The following is a 14,070-nucleotide window of genomic DNA, read 5'->3' on the forward strand; positions in this document are numbered from 1 at the left end:
ATTACGATTGATTACGCACGTTCTGTAATCGTGTTTCCATAATGATTTCAGTCGCTTATGGTTGTTATTACCGAATTACCGATATAATCGTGAAACTTAAATGGAGAGACAGCGGTATTTCAAGGAGCTGTAGGCTATCCCCATAAGGGTTTGAAACAGGCCGTAATTTCGTAATTCTGTAATTTCTTCCGTTAAGTATAGGATATTATTATTTTATCGAGGTTACGCAATTTGCACGCGAATGGCAGCGATTGCAGATTTGGCTATCACAGCGATAAGGCCGTGAGATACCCAAACGATATCCGGCGCGACTGAAAAATCAGCAATCAAGATTTCAGGGGAGAATTGGCTGGGGAACCTGGATTCGAACCAAGATCGACGGAGTCAGAGTCCGCTGTTCTACCATTGAACTATTCCCCAGCAGCTGCGAACCTTGATCGGCTCGGCTGGTGTGCGGCGCTTATAAACAAAAGCTGGCGGATTGCAAATACCCGTTTTGAAAAAATTCGGCCGGTTCAATCCGGCTGAAAATTTACGGCCTAAAATCCGGAATTAAAAAGAATTTGGTGATTTCGTCGGTGGCTGATATTCTCGCGCCAACGCAAAAATCGAATGAGCGCCTGCTGCATACCTTTCTGGACTTGCGCGGCGCGATGGAAAACGAACGTGGAAGACCCCGAAGGCGGCGCAAGGCCGCAATTTGACGGGGCGTCGGCGGCAGGGCGCAAGGACGGCAAGAAGTCCAGGCGCCGCAAGGGCAAGCGAGGCGGGCAATCCCGCAGCGCCGCTCATCCCGCTTCGCATGATCTTGCCGGCCATGCCGGCGAGGCGGCGCGCCCGAAGGAAGAGACGGAAAGCCCCGCCCGCAAGCGGAAGCGCCGCCGTCGTGGCGGGCGTGGCACATCCCAACCAGACATTGCTGCTCAGCATCAGGCCGTGGTTCAACCCGTCGCCTCTCATGGTGCGCGACCGGATGGAGATTCGTCCTCCAGCCGGCGTAACCGGCGCAAGCATCGCAGCAAGCGCGGCCTGCAGGGCAGGCCGCTTGCCCCCGCGCCGGCGCCGCCATCTGCGAGGCCTGAGCACCACGCCGAGGCCGCTTTGCGCCCCGCGCCGCGCGAGGTGAGTGACGCCGAAGCGGCAAATCGCAGGAACCGGCAGCCAGTTCATGAAGAGGCGTGGGCAGGAAGCGATCAGCCCTGGCCGGACGAGCTTTATGCCGCGCTCGATCTCGGCACCAACAATTGCCGCCTGCTGATCGCCCAGCCCACACGCCCTGGCCAGTTCCGCGTCGTCGATGCCTTTTCGCGCATCGTGCGTCTCGGCGAAGGACTTGCCGCCAGCGGCAGGCTTTCCGATGAGGCGATGGAGAGGGCGATTGATGCGCTGAGGATCTGTGCTTCCAAGCTCAGAAACCGCGAGATACGCCGCATGCGGCTGATTGCGACCGAGGCCTGCCGCCAGGCAAACAATGGCGAGGAATTCCTGAAGCGGGTGGTGGTCGAGACCGGGCTGGAGCTCGAAATCATCGATCGTGAAACCGAGGCGCGGCTTGCCGTGTCCGGCTGCTCGTCGCTGGTCGGCCGCGAGGCGCGTTCCGTCGTGCTCTTCGATATCGGCGGCGGCTCCTCGGAAATCGCTGTCATCCGCATCGGCGATAACAGGTTCGCCCGCCTTGCCAATCACATCACCCACTGGACCTCGCTGCCGGTCGGCGTCGTCACGCTCTCGGAGCGTCACGGCGGCCGTGATGTGACACCTGATGTTTTCGAAGGCATGGTGAGCGAAGTCGCGAACATGCTGTCGAATTTCGACTGCCCGGAGATCGAGATCGCCGAGGACGGGGATTTCCATCTGATCGGCACCTCGGGCACTGTGACGACGCTGGCCGGCGTGCATCTCGACCTGCCGCGTTACGATCGCCGCAAGGTCGATGGCATATGGCTGTCGGATGACGAAGTTTCCGCCATGCAGGCCAAGCTTCTCTCCTGGAATTTCGAAAGCCGCGCCGCCAATCCCTGCATCGGGCCGGATCGCGCCGATCTCGTGCTCGCCGGCTGCGCCATCCTGGAGGCGATCCGCCGCCGTTGGCCGAGCCCGCGCATGCGTGTTGCCGATCGCGGCTTGAGAGAAGGCCTGCTCACCGACATGATGGCCGATGACGGCGTCTGGCGGCGGCATCGCAACCGTCGCGGCCAGCGGGCTAACAAGGGATAGGCATGACCAAGGCACCGATCGGCCGCAAGCTCGGCCAGCGCGTCAAGAAAAAGAAGCTGAAGGCTTCCTCCCGCCAATGGCTGCAGCGCCATATCAACGATCCCTATGTGCAGCGCGCCCAGCTCGAAGGCTATCGCGCCCGTGCGGCCTTCAAGCTGCTGGAGATCGATGAGAAGTACCATATCCTGAAGGGCGCAAAGCGCATCATCGATCTCGGCGCCGCCCCCGGCAGCTGGTCGCAGATTGCTGCGAAGGTGACGGGATCGACGGACGAGGATGTTCGCGTTGCCGCGATCGACTTTCTGGAAATGGCCCAGCTTCCCGGCGTCACGATTCTCCAGCTCGACTTCCTCGATCCCTCGGCTCCGGAAAAGCTGATGGATGCCGTCGGCGGAACGCCGGATCTGGTGATTTCGGATATGGCGGCACCGACAACAGGCCATCACCGCACCGACCATCTGCGCACCATGCACCTTTGTGAGGTCGCAGCGCATTTCGCCATCGAAGTGTTGGGCGAGGGCGGGCATTTTCTAGCGAAGACCTTCCAGGGCGGCACCGAGCGGGACCTGCTCGCCATGCTGAAACAGCATTTCCGCCAGGTCGTGCACGTCAAACCTGCTTCATCTCGTGCCGAATCGGTCGAGATGTTCCTTCTGGCGAAGGGTTTCAAGGGCCGCAAGGCCGAGGCGGAGCCCGAGGACGCTTGATCTTTGCGCCAGTCCTGCGGATGATGATTTCCCAGGACTGGATACCATCGATCCCATGCTTCTTTACGTTACATTCGGAACCAACGATCTCTATCGCGCCCGGCATTTCTATGATGCCGTTCTACCGGTGCTCGGCTACCGGCGACAGCGCCATTCTGAGGAGGAGATCGGCTATGCCGCCGATGGCGACACCCGCTGCCGTTTCTGGGTCGTAACTCCCTTCAACCGGCGCCGCGCGACGAGCGGCAACGGCTCCATGGTCGCTTTCGAGGCGGAAACGCGCTCGGCGGTGGATGCTTTCCATGCGGCAGCAATTGCGGCCGGTGCTATCGACGAAGGCAAGCCGGGGCTGCGCTCCTATCACGCGCATTTCTACGCAGCCTATGTCCGGGATCTCGACGGCAACAAGCTGTGCGCCGTCTGTGAGAAAGCCGAAGAACCGCCCTTTATTTGACAGCCTGTTCCGCGTTGATCGTCGGCGGCACGCGCTTGGCGCGGTGGCCTGAAACGGAAGCCCCTGCGTCCTTGGCCATGCGGGCAAAGGGGATGGTTGCGATCACGGTCAGGCCGGCGATGACGAAGAAGGCGATGTGGAAATCGACGACCTGGAGCTCTGCGCCGCGGAAATAGATAGAGGTCTCCAGGATCGAGGCGGCGAGGGCAACGCCGAGTGCCAGGCTGATCTGCTGCATGACCGAGGCCATCGATGTTGCCTGGCTTGCCTGCGCATCGTCGATATCGGCAAAGGCCAGCGCGTTGACGCCGGTGAACATGAAGGAGCGGGAGAAGCCGCCGAGCAGCAGCACGCCGATGATGACGAGATGCGACGTTTCCGGCGTGAAGAGGCCGGTGGCGGCGGTCACGACCGTCGTCACCGCACCGGCGCAAAGTAGCGTGGTGCGAAAGCCGATCGCCTTGTAGACGCGGCGTGCGATGAACTTGGTGGTGATGGCGCCGATCGCGCCGGCAAATGTGATAAGGCCCGATTGAAAGGGTGTCAGGCCAAATCCAAGCTGCAGCATCAGTGGCGTCAGAAAGGGCATGGCCCCGACGCAGATGCGAAACAGGGTGCCGCCGGTCGTCGAGGCGCGGAAGGTCGAGTTGTTGAACAGGTTGAGGTCGAGGATCGGCGTCGGATAGCGCCGGGCATGGCGCACATAGAGCACGCCACAGATGATGCCGATTGCCGTGGCCGATATGCCGATGATCGGCGGCAGGGCCGGAAGGCTGACGACCGACAGGCCGAAGACGACGCCTGCAGCCGCAAGGCTGGTCAGGATGAAGCCGTTGAAGTCGAGCTTCGGCGGAGCCGTCGCCTCTATTTCCGGCAGGAAGATCGTCGCAAGCCATACGCCGATGACGCCGACAGGCACGTTGATCAGGAAGATCCAGTGCCAGCTGAAATAGGTGGTGATGAATCCGCCGAGCGGCGGGCCCGCAAGCGGGCCGACAAGGGCCGGGATCGTCAAGAGCGCCATCGCCGAGACAAGCTCGCTCTTCTGTGTGGTGCGCACCAGCACGAGGCGTCCGACAGGGGTCATCATCGCGCCGCCCATGCCCTGCAGGAAGCGCGCGAAGACGAACTCGACGAGGCTGGAGGAGAAGGCGCAGAAGATGGAGCCGACGACGAAGACGCAGATCGCAAGCCGGAAGATCTTCTTGGCGCCGAAGCGGTCCGCCATCCAGCCGCTGATCGGAATGAATACCGCAAGCGCCACCATATAGGAGGTAAGCGCCAGTTTCAGCGTAATCGGCCCGACATGCAAGTCGGCCGCGATCGCCGGCAGAGCCGTCGAGATCACGGTCGAGTCCATCTGTTCCATGAAGAGGGCAACGGCAAGGATCAGGGGGACAATGCGGTTCATAGGCGAATGCCTTGATGGATGCGGGGGCTTCGGAGGCCCGTGCTGTGTAGTCCCAGTTATGGGCTCTGCCAATCCCTCAATCGGTCCCGGTGATACGTTTGGATCACGACTGCGTGAGACGGCTGTTCGGCACCTTCGTCTCCCAAGATTGAAATATGCTTACGCGGCCAGGGCAAGAAATCCGGCTGAGCTATTTGACGTCTGAGCCAGGTGCATGGCTCCCATGCGAAAGCATCTTCTCGAAAATCGAAGTCGATTTTCCAAAGTCTGACGCATAAATTCAAGGTGTTAGAGCGTTCTGCGGCGGTCCGAACGGATGCGCGGCTTTTTAGGCCTGGCCATTTGCCGGGCTTTTTTGCTATTTCCTTCCTGTCATAGACGTGTTACCAGCCCTCGCCAACTTCCATAAACTCATGCACACCGCCGGTGCGGACGATTCGTACCGGGTGGGTCGCATTTTTCTTTCTTGAAGGAATTTGGCCATGGCTCGCATCATAGAAACGCCAACCGGACTGGACGCACTCACCTTCGATGACGTGCTGCTGCAACCCGGTCATTCCGAAGTCCTTCCGGGACAGACGAGTGTGGCAACGCGCCTCGCACCCGACTTCGAGCTGAATATCCCGATCATCTCGGCCGCGATGGATACCGTCACCGAGGGCCGTCTGGCGATCGCCATGGCCCAGGCCGGCGGCCTGGGCGTCATTCATAAGAACCTGACGCCGGCTGAACAGGCAGAGCAGGTTCGCCAGGTCAAGAAGTTCGAAAGCGGCATGGTCGTCAATCCCGTGACGATCGGCCCCGACGCGACGCTTGCCGATGCGCTGGCATTGATGAAGATGCATGGCATTTCCGGCATTCCGGTCGTCGAAAAGTCCGGCCTGCTCGTCGGCATCCTCACCAATCGCGATGTTCGCTTCGCATCCGACCCGGCCCAGAAGATCTTCGAACTCATGACCCGCGACAATCTCGTGACGGTCAAGGAAAGCGTCGATCAGCAGGAAGCCAAGCGTCTGCTGCATTCGCATCGTATCGAAAAGCTGCTGGTCGTCGATGGCGAGGGCCGTTGCGTCGGCTTGATCACCGTCAAGGACATCGAAAAGGCGCAGCTGAACCCGAACGCGTCGAAGGATGCGCAGGGCCGCTTGCGGGCTGCTGCTGCCGTTGGCGTCGGTGACGATGGTTTCGAGCGCGCCGAACGGCTGATCGATGCCGGTGTCGACCTGCTCGTCGTCGATACCGCGCATGGTCATTCGGCCCGCGTTCTGGAAGCCGTCGCCCGTGTCAAGAAGCTCTCCAATTCCGTTCGCATCATGGCTGGCAACGTCGCGACCTATGACGGCACCAAGGCGCTGATCGATGCCGGTGCCGACGCCGTCAAGGTCGGCATCGGCCCGGGCTCGATCTGCACGACGCGCGTGGTTGCCGGTGTCGGCGTTCCGCAGCTCGCCGCCATCATGTCGGCGGTCGAGGCCGCCGAGGCACAAGGTATTCCCGTGATCGCCGATGGCGGCATCAAGTTCTCGGGCGACGTGGCAAAGGCCATCGCGTCGGGCGCTTCGGCCGTCATGGTCGGCTCTCTGCTCGCCGGCACGGATGAAAGCCCGGGTGAAGTCTATCTCTACCAGGGCCGTTCCTTCAAAGCCTATCGAGGCATGGGCTCCGTCGGCGCCATGGCACGCGGCTCGGCAGACCGCTACTTCCAGGCGGAAGTGCGCGACACGCTGAAGCTCGTTCCTGAGGGTATCGAAGGCCAGGTTCCCTACAAGGGGCCGGTCTCCGGCGTTCTGCATCAGCTCGCCGGCGGCCTCAAGGCTGCCATGGGCTATGTCGGCGGCAAGGACATCAAGGAATTCCAGGAGCGCGCCACCTTCGTGCGCATCTCCAGCGCCGGCCTGCGCGAAAGCCATCCGCACGACGTGACGATCACCCGCGAAAGCCCGAACTATCCGGGCGTCGGCGTCTGACGATGAAAACGGGCAGCGCAATTCCGCTCTGGATCATCGCGCTGCTCGCGGCTTTCTGCCTCGTCGTTCTCGGCTGGACTACCTTCGGCTACACCGTGCCCTTCGAGCATGAGACCGGCCAGGCGGTGCTTGATACCTATTTCTCCGGTTACGATGTATCTGCCGTCTTTCACATGCAGGCGCTGCTCGATCAGAACGAGACGGCAAGCCGTATTCTCCGGGCCATGTATTTCGGTCCGGAGCTCATCTTTCCAGCTCTGCTGACCGCACTGCTCTTCCTGATTTTTCTACGGCTCGGGCCGATCGAGACATGGCGCGGCCGGCAGGCACCCCGGCTGCTCAGCCGGATCACCTATATCCTGCCTTTCATTTACGGCTTTGCCGATTATGCGGAAAATCTGTCGAGCCTTGTTGCCTTCGGCGATAGCGGTGCTGCAGGCTTTGCCGCACAGATCCTGCCGTGGATGACGAAGCTGAAATTCGCGAGCCTTGCCGTCTGTGCCATCCTCATCGTGCGCGGTGCGATTCTCCTCCGGACACGCCAAGACTGAGCACCGGCAGCGCTTCCTTTTGCGCAATTCCCGGCGCAAAAATCGCTACACTCTTTTGCTGGAGTTGCTCTATCGCGGCCAGCGCCATGCCGGGTTCGAAAGCCTATTCGCGAAGAAATCCCCGAGCGCTTCCACCTTCGCCGGCCGGGCGCGCGCCGTTGGCGTCACGAAATAAAGCGCGCCCTTCGGCAGGCTCCAATCGGTCAGGATCGCTTTCAGGCGTCCATCGACCAGATACTCATAGGCCATGAATTCCGGCAGCTCGACAATGCCGAGACCGCGTAAAGCCATAGGTATCAGCGCCTCCGAATTGGTTGCTCTCAGCGGCCCCGTCGGCACGACGATCTCCTCTTCTCCCGCCGTGTTGCCGAAGCGCCAGATATCCTGCCGCGGCCGATAGGCGTAGCCGAGGCAATGATGGGCGGCAAGCTCGCGCGGATGCTGCGGGCAGCCATATTTCTCGAGATAGGAGGGGGCTGCGAGAATGAACGGTGCCACCGGCGCCAGCCGCTTTGCAACCAGCGAGGAATCCGGCAGCACCGCGATGCGCAGGGCTGCATCGAAGCCTTCGCCCACGAGATCGACCACCGCATCGCTCATATGCATATCGATCGAGACATCGGGGTAAGTCTCGAAGAAATCGGGCAGGATCGGCGCCAGCCACTGCCGCCCGAAGACCATCGGCACGGCAAGGCGGATCAGCCCGCGCGGCTGGCTGGAAAGTTCGCGTGCCGCATTCTCCGCCGCTTCCGCCTCCGCATAGATGCGCTGCGCGCGGTCGACGAGCCGCAGGCCGAAATCGGTCAGCGCCAGTTGCCGGGATGTGCGGTTGAAGAGCCGCGCCCCGAGCCGGTCTTCCAGCCTGCTGACCGCCCGCGACACGGTCGGCACAGACACGCCGAGGGTCTTGGCGGCACGAGCGAAGGAGCGCTCCTCTGCGACCTTGGCGAACATCGCCAGCCCCTCGAAATCCGGAAAACTCATCGTTTCATTCCTGCAATGATACCTTTCATTTCTTTCTATTCAGAAACAAAAGCGGCGTCCACATCTTCAGTTCAGTCGAACAACAGGAGACGACAATGACCCAAACACTGAATGGATCGCAGAGACTGAATGGAAAGATCGCGGTCATCACCGGTGCTACTTCAGGCATCGGCCTTGCCACCGCAAAGCGCTTCGCAGCCGAAGGCGCGCGCCTCTTCATCACCGGTCGCCGTAAAGAGGTGCTGGATGCGGCTGTCGCCGAGATCGGTGGCAACGTGACAGGCATCCAGGCGGACTCGGCAAAGCTTGCCGATCTCGATCGCCTCTACGATCAGGTGAAGGCAGAGGCCGGCCGCATCGACGTGCTCTTCGTCAATGCCGGCGGCGGCTCGTTTGCGCCGCTCGGCGCCATCACCGAGGAACAGTACGACGATACCTTTGGGCGCAATGTGAAGGGCGTGCTCTTTACGGTGCAGAAGGCGCTGCCGCTGCTTGGCAAGGGCTCGTCGGTCATCCTGACCGGCTCCACGGCGGGAGCGTCCGGAACGCCCGCCTTCAGCGTCTACGCGGCCTCCAAGGCCGCAATCCGCAACTTCTCACGCAACTGGATCCTCGACGTGAAGGACCGTGGCATCCGCATCAACACGCTAAGCCCCGGCCCTACGGAGACGACCGGGCTCGTCGAGCTCGCCGGCCAGGACAAGGCACAGCAGCAGGGCCTGCTGGATTATATGGCCTCGCAGGTTCCGATGGGCCGCGTCGGCCGCCCGGAAGAAATCGCCGCAACCGCTCTTTTCCTCGCTTCCGATGACTCGAGCTTCATCACCGGCGCCGAAATCTTTGTCGACGGCGGTATCGCCCAAGTCTGAAACTCCTGATGGTCTGAATGGTACCACGGCCCGCTTTAAAGCGGGCCGTCTTGGCTCTGGCATCCGTCCCGCCTTTCCGCTACTGCTCCCGCAGTCGCCGAAATAAGAGGAATGATTGATGACCGGCTTTGAGATGTTCTGGCCCCTGCTTGCCCACGTCCTGCTGGTCTATCTCCTCTACGGGCTGCTCAGCCTGCGCCGGGGCAAGGATGTCCGCGAAGGCCGGATGAAGAAGGCCGGTTACCGCGAAAATCGCGATGAGCCTGTCGAAAGCCTTTACGTCAAGAACAGCATCGCCAACCAGTTCGAGTTGCCGGTGCTCTTCTATGCCTGCTGCATTCTTCTTTACGTTACCGAGGCTGATAATCTGGTTGCCGTCGTGCTTGCCTGGCTTTTCGTCGCCCTGCGATATGCTCATGCCTATGTGCATGTCACCAGCAACGATCTGCGCTTGCGCAGCCCGCTCTTCGCCGCCGGTTTTGTCGTGCTCGGTGCCATGTGGGCGTGGCTTGCCGGGTGGATGCTGTTCTCCTGATCCGGAGCCGGCAGTAACACAGTTTTGTTCCTGCGTTATCGGGCACTGACCTATGTTCTCTCCTGCCGATTGGGCGCGAGGTAGAGACCAGAGGAGGACTGTCATGGAAAAGCCCGTCATTACGCAGGCAATGATCAACGCCTATGATGAATATACTCATCTGACGTTGGATCGCCGCAGCTTCATGGACAAGCTCACGAAACTTGCCGGCTCGGCAACTGCGGCTGCGGCCATCGCGCCGCTGCTCGCCGCCAACAAGGCAGCCGCCGAGATCGTCGCCGAAAATGATGACCGCCTGATCGGGCAGGATATTACCTATCCCGGCAGCAGCGGTGACATGAAGGGCTATCTGGTGCAGCCGAAGAATGCCTCCGGCAAACTCGGCGCCGTCATCGTCATCCATGAGAACCGCGGCCTCAACCCGCATATCCGTGATGTCGCCCGCCGCATCGCGCTAGAAGGCTTCGTGGCGCTTGCGCCGGATTTCCTCTCGCCGCTGGGCGGCACGCCTGAGAATGAGGATCAGGCGCGCGACATGTTCAGCAAGCTCGATGCGGCCACGGTTGCGGCAAACGGCAAGGCGACGGTTGTCTATCTCTCGAAGCTCGATGTGACGAACGGCAAGGTCGGCGCAATCGGCTTTTGCTGGGGCGGCGGTGCCGTCAACAATCTCGCGGTGAAATCACCGGAACTGAAGGCGGCCGTCGCCTATTATGGCGCCCAGCCGCCGGCGTCGGACGTGCCCAATATCAAGGCGGCGCTGCTGCTTCACTACGCCGGCCTCGATGACCGCATCAATGCCGGCATCGAAGCCTACAAGAAGGCGCTGGAGGAGAATGGCAAAAAATTCGAGATCTATATCTATGACGGCGCCAACCACGCCTTCAACAACGATACGTCCGCTGCCCGTTATGACAAGGCGGCGGCCGATCTTGCCTGGGGTCGCACGGTCAAATTCCTGAAGCAGAACCTCGCCTGACCTCGCTTCGGCAGTATACCGCGCGGCAACGAAGCGGGCCGGCGAGCAGTCAGCCGGCCCTCTGAATGAAGTGCTACGAGGTCTCTTTGGACTGACCAAAACGGGGTGTAATGCTCCGTTTCGCCTGTGCTCTTGCCATTGGTTAAAATCCGACCATTTCCATTTACGACGGATGAATACGTGCATGTCATATCGACCTCACGCGCCGGTATGACACCTCGCTTCCGTCGCTCAATAACAAGACAGATGGGAACCAAATGGGCGCGGAGAGTTCGGATCGCATTGCGCTTCGCAGGAAGCCGAAACAGGAGCGCAGCATCCAGCGGCTGGATCTGATCCTCAACGCCGCCGCCACCATCATCGCCGAAAAGGGCGTCAGCGCCATGCGTATGACCGAGCTTGCGGTCGCCGCAAAGGTTCCGATCGGGTCTGTCTATCAATATTTCCCGGAAAAGGCGGCGATCGTCAAAGCGCTGTTCGACCGTCACGCCCAGGCGATCCAGCAGAAGACGGCGGAAATGTTCGCCAACGTTCAGTCCGTCGACGAAGCGCTCGACCTGATCGCTACAATGATAGATTGGTATTATGCCGAATATCGCAACGATGCTGCCTATCTCGGTGTCTGGATGGGCACGGAAACGGATCAGGATCTTCTGCGCCTGAACATCGAGCATAGCGGGCAGGTTGCAGAGATCTTTCAAGCCGCCGTGCGCCGCTTGGCGCCGGAATCTTGCGATGAGCAGATGCAAGCGCGTACTTACCTTTTCAGCCACCTGATCGGCGCGGCCATCCGCCTTGCGGTCCTCAGCGAAGACGGTTTCGGAGAGCGTATCCTTGATGAATGGAAGCGCGTCATCCGCGCTTCCCTCTTTGCTCCGACCTCCGCTTCGGCAGCCTGATATTACCAGCTCGGCATCATGCTGGCCGCAGCCTTGAGCCGCGGATAGTGACGAGCATAACCCGTCTTCACATCCTGCTCCAATCCGTCTTCGATGACGGTCGGCGTGATGTTGTCCAGGCAGGCTGTGATATGCGCAGTGATCGCATTCATCAGCGACAGCGAAACGCCGGGCCGCTTCATGATGCCGATTTGCACCGGCGGCAGTGCCGGGAAGCCGTCCGCCTGGCTCAACACCTTCATGCCCGTCCGCAGCGCCGATTCCGGCATGACCGAAACCGCCATGCCGGCGAGCACCGCGGAAGCGACAACAGTGCAGGACCAGCTCGTGAACAGGACCTGATACTCGCGGCCGACCGCATCGAGGGCCGAGCAGGCGAGCTGGCGCCACTGGCAGTCGCGCCGGCCGACGGCAAGCGGCACCGGGGCGTCGTCGCGGATCGGATGGTTGGCCGAGCTCACCCAGCAGAGCGGCTCCGTGCGCACCACGTCCGAAATGCGTTCGCGCGGATTGTGGGTGACGAGCGCGATATCGAGTTCGCCCTTGTGCATGCGCTCGGCCAGGTCGACCGAAGGCTCGCAGACGATATAGAGCTCGACATTCGGATGCGTCTTGGCGAAGCGGCCGATGATCTCGGGCATGTAGCGGTCGGCATAATCGTCGGGCGTGCCGATGCGCAGGGTGCCTTCCAGCCTGTTGTCGTCGAAGGCGGCGATCGCCTCATTGTTCAGGCGGATGATCCGGCGCGCGTAATTGAGCAGCTTTTCGCCCTCGACCGTCAACCGATTGCCGCGGCCGTCCTTGATGAAGAGCTGCTTGCCGATGCGCTCTTCCAGACGGCGCATCTGCATTGAGACGGCCGACTGTGTCTTGTAGACCTTGTCGGCGGCCTTCGTGAAGCTGCCGGAGTCCACGATTGCGATGAAAGTCTGCAACTGGTCGATATCAAGCGGCGCCGACATGATCATGTCCATCCATAAAGATCGCTGATGCTAATCATTAGAAACATTCGTTGGACTGATCAATAGCTCTTTGGCATCTTCGGGATGCAAATCAAGCAAAGTGAAGGACAGACGCCCTGCCTGTCCAGCCTGTGACCAGCCTTCACCCCACCTGCACGACCTCGCAGGCGGGGCGGGCTGTTCTGCGCCCGAAGAAAGGAGAGTTCGATGCGCACTCATGAACAGACACTAGAACTCGACTGCGGCAAGCTCGCCCCGACGTTTACCCAGCGTCTCATGGCCGCCCTTGCGCCGCTGGCAGCCGCTCTTCGCATTGTGCGCAATCGCTCGCAGGTGAATGGGCTTTACGACCTCGATGATAATCAGTTGCGGGATATCGGCCTGACGCGGGCCGATCTTACCTCCGCTTTCCTTGCTTCGACCTTCTTCGAAGATCCGTCGGAGCATCTGACGCAGGCAGCCAAGCGCCGCTGGCGCACCTCGGCCACGCCCCCCTACAGGGACTGAGCGCACACGTTTCCCCGCAGGGTGATAGCCAATAGCCCTGCCGCTTAACCCGGTGATCGGCTTTCCCAGCCATCTCCGGGTTTTTTTATGTCTTGGCAGCGGGAGAAGGGTCTTCAGGGGAGGTCGCCGTCTTCGGCCGGTAGGCCTCAAAAATCGCTTCGAGGCCCTTTTGATAGCTTTTCTGCACTTCGAGACCGCTGTCGAACATGGTGTTCAGCATCTGCGCGTAGCTATCGTTTTCGGCCTTCGGCTCCTCCTTCGGCGGCTCGGCAGCCTTCGCTGCCGGCTGTTGAAGCCCCGCCATCATGTCCTGGAATGCCTTGGCGAAAGGATTGTCGAGGAAGGGATTCGCCGGCTGCGGCTGAGGTTCCGGCTTCGGCACGCTGAACATCAGCTGCATGGCCTGAGTGAACGGATTGTCGAAAATGCTGGGTTCGGGTGCCGCTTTCGGCTTCGGTGCAAAGCCGGTGCTCTCTAGCCATTTCTGGATCGTCTCGCCCATGGCGGTATTGACGAAAGGATTGACCGGCGAGGCCATCTGACCGGTCGATTGCTTGAAAAGCCCGCCCATCAGCGTTCCGGCCATGACTGGCAGCATCTGCTTGTAGATTTCCTGGCCGATGCCGGTCATCTGTGCCGCCTGCGCGGCAACGGCGCGCGAGACTTCCTTGGAACCGAAAAGCTGGGAGAGGACGTTGTTGCCGTCGGAAATGCCTTCGGGTGTGAAAGCCTTGCTCATGTCCTCGAAATATTTGGCATAATTGCCTGATGCCACCGCCTGCATGAGGCCGACGAAATCATAGGGGTTGCTGGTGCTGCGCTTGAGGCCGGCAGAAAAAGCCGGCATCAACGCTGCCATCGCCTTCGCCGCCTGTTCCTGTGCGAGGTTGAACTGCCTAGCGATGGCATCCATCGCCGCCCCGTTCTGCGCCTGCATCATCATGTCGAAAAGCGGCAGCATGAAAGTCCCTTTCCCAGATTCGCGGCACATATGCCACTATAGCTCGAAATGGGAATGCGCAAACGGC

The 14,070-nt window shown here is 60.7% G+C and carries 14 protein-coding genes and 1 tRNA gene; 10 read left to right on the forward strand and 5 right to left on the reverse strand.

The features are described 5' to 3' along the window. Window positions 1-346 precede the first annotated feature (346 nt). Window positions 347-420, reverse strand: a tRNA-Gln gene (locus FHX15_RS07600). 246 nt (window positions 421-666) lie between these two features. Here FHX15_RS07600 and FHX15_RS07605 point away from each other — a divergent pair. From FHX15_RS07605 to FHX15_RS07615, 3 genes are read left to right on the forward strand one after another with little or no spacing between them, the layout of a single operon-like run. After that, window positions 667-2,217, forward strand: a complete 1,551-nt coding sequence (locus FHX15_RS07605; RefSeq protein ID WP_184395124.1) for a Ppx/GppA phosphatase family protein — start codon at window positions 667-669, stop codon at window positions 2,215-2,217. Window positions 2,218-2,219: 2 nt separating this feature from the next. Continuing rightward, entirely contained in the window at window positions 2,220-2,924 is a 705-nt protein-coding gene (locus FHX15_RS07610; RefSeq protein ID WP_184395126.1) for an RlmE family RNA methyltransferase, read from the forward strand. Between the two features lie 55 nt (window positions 2,925-2,979). Continuing rightward, on the forward strand, window positions 2,980-3,378 hold the full coding sequence (locus tag FHX15_RS07615) for a VOC family protein (protein WP_184395128.1): 399 nt from the start codon (window positions 2,980-2,982) through the stop codon (window positions 3,376-3,378). Here the strand turns inward: FHX15_RS07615 and FHX15_RS07620 are convergent. Then, entirely contained in the window at window positions 3,371-4,789 is a 1,419-nt protein-coding gene (locus FHX15_RS07620; protein ID WP_184395130.1) for a DHA2 family efflux MFS transporter permease subunit, read from the reverse strand. The genes FHX15_RS07615 and FHX15_RS07620 overlap by 8 nt on opposite strands. A 482-nt stretch (window positions 4,790-5,271) precedes the next feature. On the opposite strand from FHX15_RS07620, the gene guaB reads away from it, so the two are divergent. Both guaB and FHX15_RS07630 read left to right on the forward strand, forming a co-directional pair. Then, the gene (gene guaB / locus FHX15_RS07625; protein ID WP_184395132.1) at window positions 5,272-6,756 is read left to right on the forward strand and encodes an IMP dehydrogenase; all 1,485 of its coding nucleotides are present in this window, start codon (window positions 5,272-5,274) and stop codon (window positions 6,754-6,756) included. Between the two features lie 2 nt (window positions 6,757-6,758). Next, entirely contained in the window at window positions 6,759-7,307 is a 549-nt protein-coding gene (locus tag FHX15_RS07630; RefSeq protein WP_184395134.1) for a hypothetical protein, read from the forward strand. Window positions 7,308-7,376: 69 nt separating this feature from the next. Here FHX15_RS07630 and FHX15_RS07635 read toward each other — a convergent pair whose 3' ends face one another. After that, window positions 7,377-8,291, reverse strand: a complete 915-nt coding sequence (locus FHX15_RS07635; RefSeq protein ID WP_184395135.1) for a LysR family transcriptional regulator — start codon at window positions 8,289-8,291, stop codon at window positions 7,377-7,379. 95 nt (window positions 8,292-8,386) lie between these two features. Between FHX15_RS07635 and FHX15_RS07640 the strand changes: the two genes are divergently transcribed. The 4 genes from FHX15_RS07640 (at window position 8,387) to FHX15_RS07655 (ending at window position 11,573) form a co-directional block, all read left to right on the forward strand. Continuing rightward, window positions 8,387-9,160 carry an SDR family oxidoreductase gene (locus tag FHX15_RS07640; protein ID WP_184395137.1) on the forward strand — a complete coding sequence of 258 codons (774 nt, stop codon included), beginning with the start codon at window positions 8,387-8,389 and terminating at the stop codon, window positions 9,158-9,160. Between the two features lie 118 nt (window positions 9,161-9,278). Then, entirely contained in the window at window positions 9,279-9,695 is a 417-nt protein-coding gene (locus FHX15_RS07645; RefSeq protein ID WP_184395139.1) for an MAPEG family protein, read from the forward strand. A gap of 103 nt (window positions 9,696-9,798) precedes the next feature. Next, window positions 9,799-10,674, forward strand: a complete 876-nt coding sequence (locus FHX15_RS07650) for a dienelactone hydrolase family protein (protein WP_184395141.1) — start codon at window positions 9,799-9,801, stop codon at window positions 10,672-10,674. A 257-nt stretch (window positions 10,675-10,931) separates the two neighbouring features. After that, window positions 10,932-11,573, forward strand: coding sequence for a TetR/AcrR family transcriptional regulator (locus tag FHX15_RS07655; RefSeq protein ID WP_184395143.1), 642 nt, complete (start codon window positions 10,932-10,934; stop codon window positions 11,571-11,573). A 2-nt stretch (window positions 11,574-11,575) separates the two neighbouring features. Here the strand turns inward: FHX15_RS07655 and FHX15_RS07660 are convergent, their stop codons facing one another. Then, complete coding sequence (locus FHX15_RS07660) at window positions 11,576-12,535, reverse strand: LysR substrate-binding domain-containing protein (protein ID WP_210290613.1); 960 nt, start codon at window positions 12,533-12,535, stop codon at window positions 11,576-11,578. Between the two features lie 207 nt (window positions 12,536-12,742). Here FHX15_RS07660 and FHX15_RS07665 point away from each other — a divergent pair, with 207 nt between their 5' ends. After that, a complete protein-coding gene (locus FHX15_RS07665; RefSeq protein WP_184395148.1) occupies window positions 12,743-13,042 on the forward strand; it encodes a DUF1127 domain-containing protein in 300 nt (99 codons plus the stop codon). 85 nt (window positions 13,043-13,127) lie between these two features. On the opposite strand, the gene FHX15_RS07670 is transcribed toward FHX15_RS07665, so the two are convergent. Next, window positions 13,128-14,003, reverse strand: a complete 876-nt coding sequence (locus FHX15_RS07670; protein ID WP_184395150.1) for a DUF937 domain-containing protein — start codon at window positions 14,001-14,003, stop codon at window positions 13,128-13,130. Window positions 14,004-14,070 lie beyond the last annotated feature (67 nt).

Source organism: Rhizobium sp. BK650, assembly GCF_014195325.1.
Lineage (GTDB): Bacteria > Pseudomonadota > Alphaproteobacteria > Rhizobiales > Rhizobiaceae > Rhizobium.

What these genes read in the sequence shown, in the direction of transcription:
- FHX15_RS07615 (WP_184395128.1), top strand. Translation starts at nt 2,980, where the DNA reads ATGCTTCTTTACGTTACATTCGGAACCAACGATCTCTATCGCGCCCGG.
- FHX15_RS07670 (WP_184395150.1), bottom strand. Translation starts at nt 14,003, where the DNA reads ATGCTGCCGCTTTTCGACATGATGATGCAGGCGCAGAACGGGGCGGCG.
- guaB (WP_184395132.1), top strand. Translation starts at nt 5,272, where the DNA reads ATGGCTCGCATCATAGAAACGCCAACCGGACTGGACGCACTCACCTTC.
- FHX15_RS07655 (WP_184395143.1), top strand. Translation starts at nt 10,932, where the DNA reads ATGGGCGCGGAGAGTTCGGATCGCATTGCGCTTCGCAGGAAGCCGAAA.
- FHX15_RS07610 (WP_184395126.1), top strand. Translation starts at nt 2,220, where the DNA reads ATGACCAAGGCACCGATCGGCCGCAAGCTCGGCCAGCGCGTCAAGAAA.
- FHX15_RS07650 (WP_184395141.1), top strand. Translation starts at nt 9,799, where the DNA reads ATGGAAAAGCCCGTCATTACGCAGGCAATGATCAACGCCTATGATGAA.
- FHX15_RS07660 (WP_210290613.1), bottom strand. Translation starts at nt 12,535, where the DNA reads ATGTCGGCGCCGCTTGATATCGACCAGTTGCAGACTTTCATCGCAATC.
- FHX15_RS07635 (WP_184395135.1), bottom strand. Translation starts at nt 8,291, where the DNA reads ATGAGTTTTCCGGATTTCGAGGGGCTGGCGATGTTCGCCAAGGTCGCA.
- FHX15_RS07640 (WP_184395137.1), top strand. Translation starts at nt 8,387, where the DNA reads ATGACCCAAACACTGAATGGATCGCAGAGACTGAATGGAAAGATCGCG.
- FHX15_RS07630 (WP_184395134.1), top strand. Translation starts at nt 6,759, where the DNA reads ATGAAAACGGGCAGCGCAATTCCGCTCTGGATCATCGCGCTGCTCGCG.
- FHX15_RS07620 (WP_184395130.1), bottom strand. Translation starts at nt 4,789, where the DNA reads ATGAACCGCATTGTCCCCCTGATCCTTGCCGTTGCCCTCTTCATGGAA.
- FHX15_RS07665 (WP_184395148.1), top strand. Translation starts at nt 12,743, where the DNA reads ATGCGCACTCATGAACAGACACTAGAACTCGACTGCGGCAAGCTCGCC.
- FHX15_RS07645 (WP_184395139.1), top strand. Translation starts at nt 9,279, where the DNA reads ATGACCGGCTTTGAGATGTTCTGGCCCCTGCTTGCCCACGTCCTGCTG.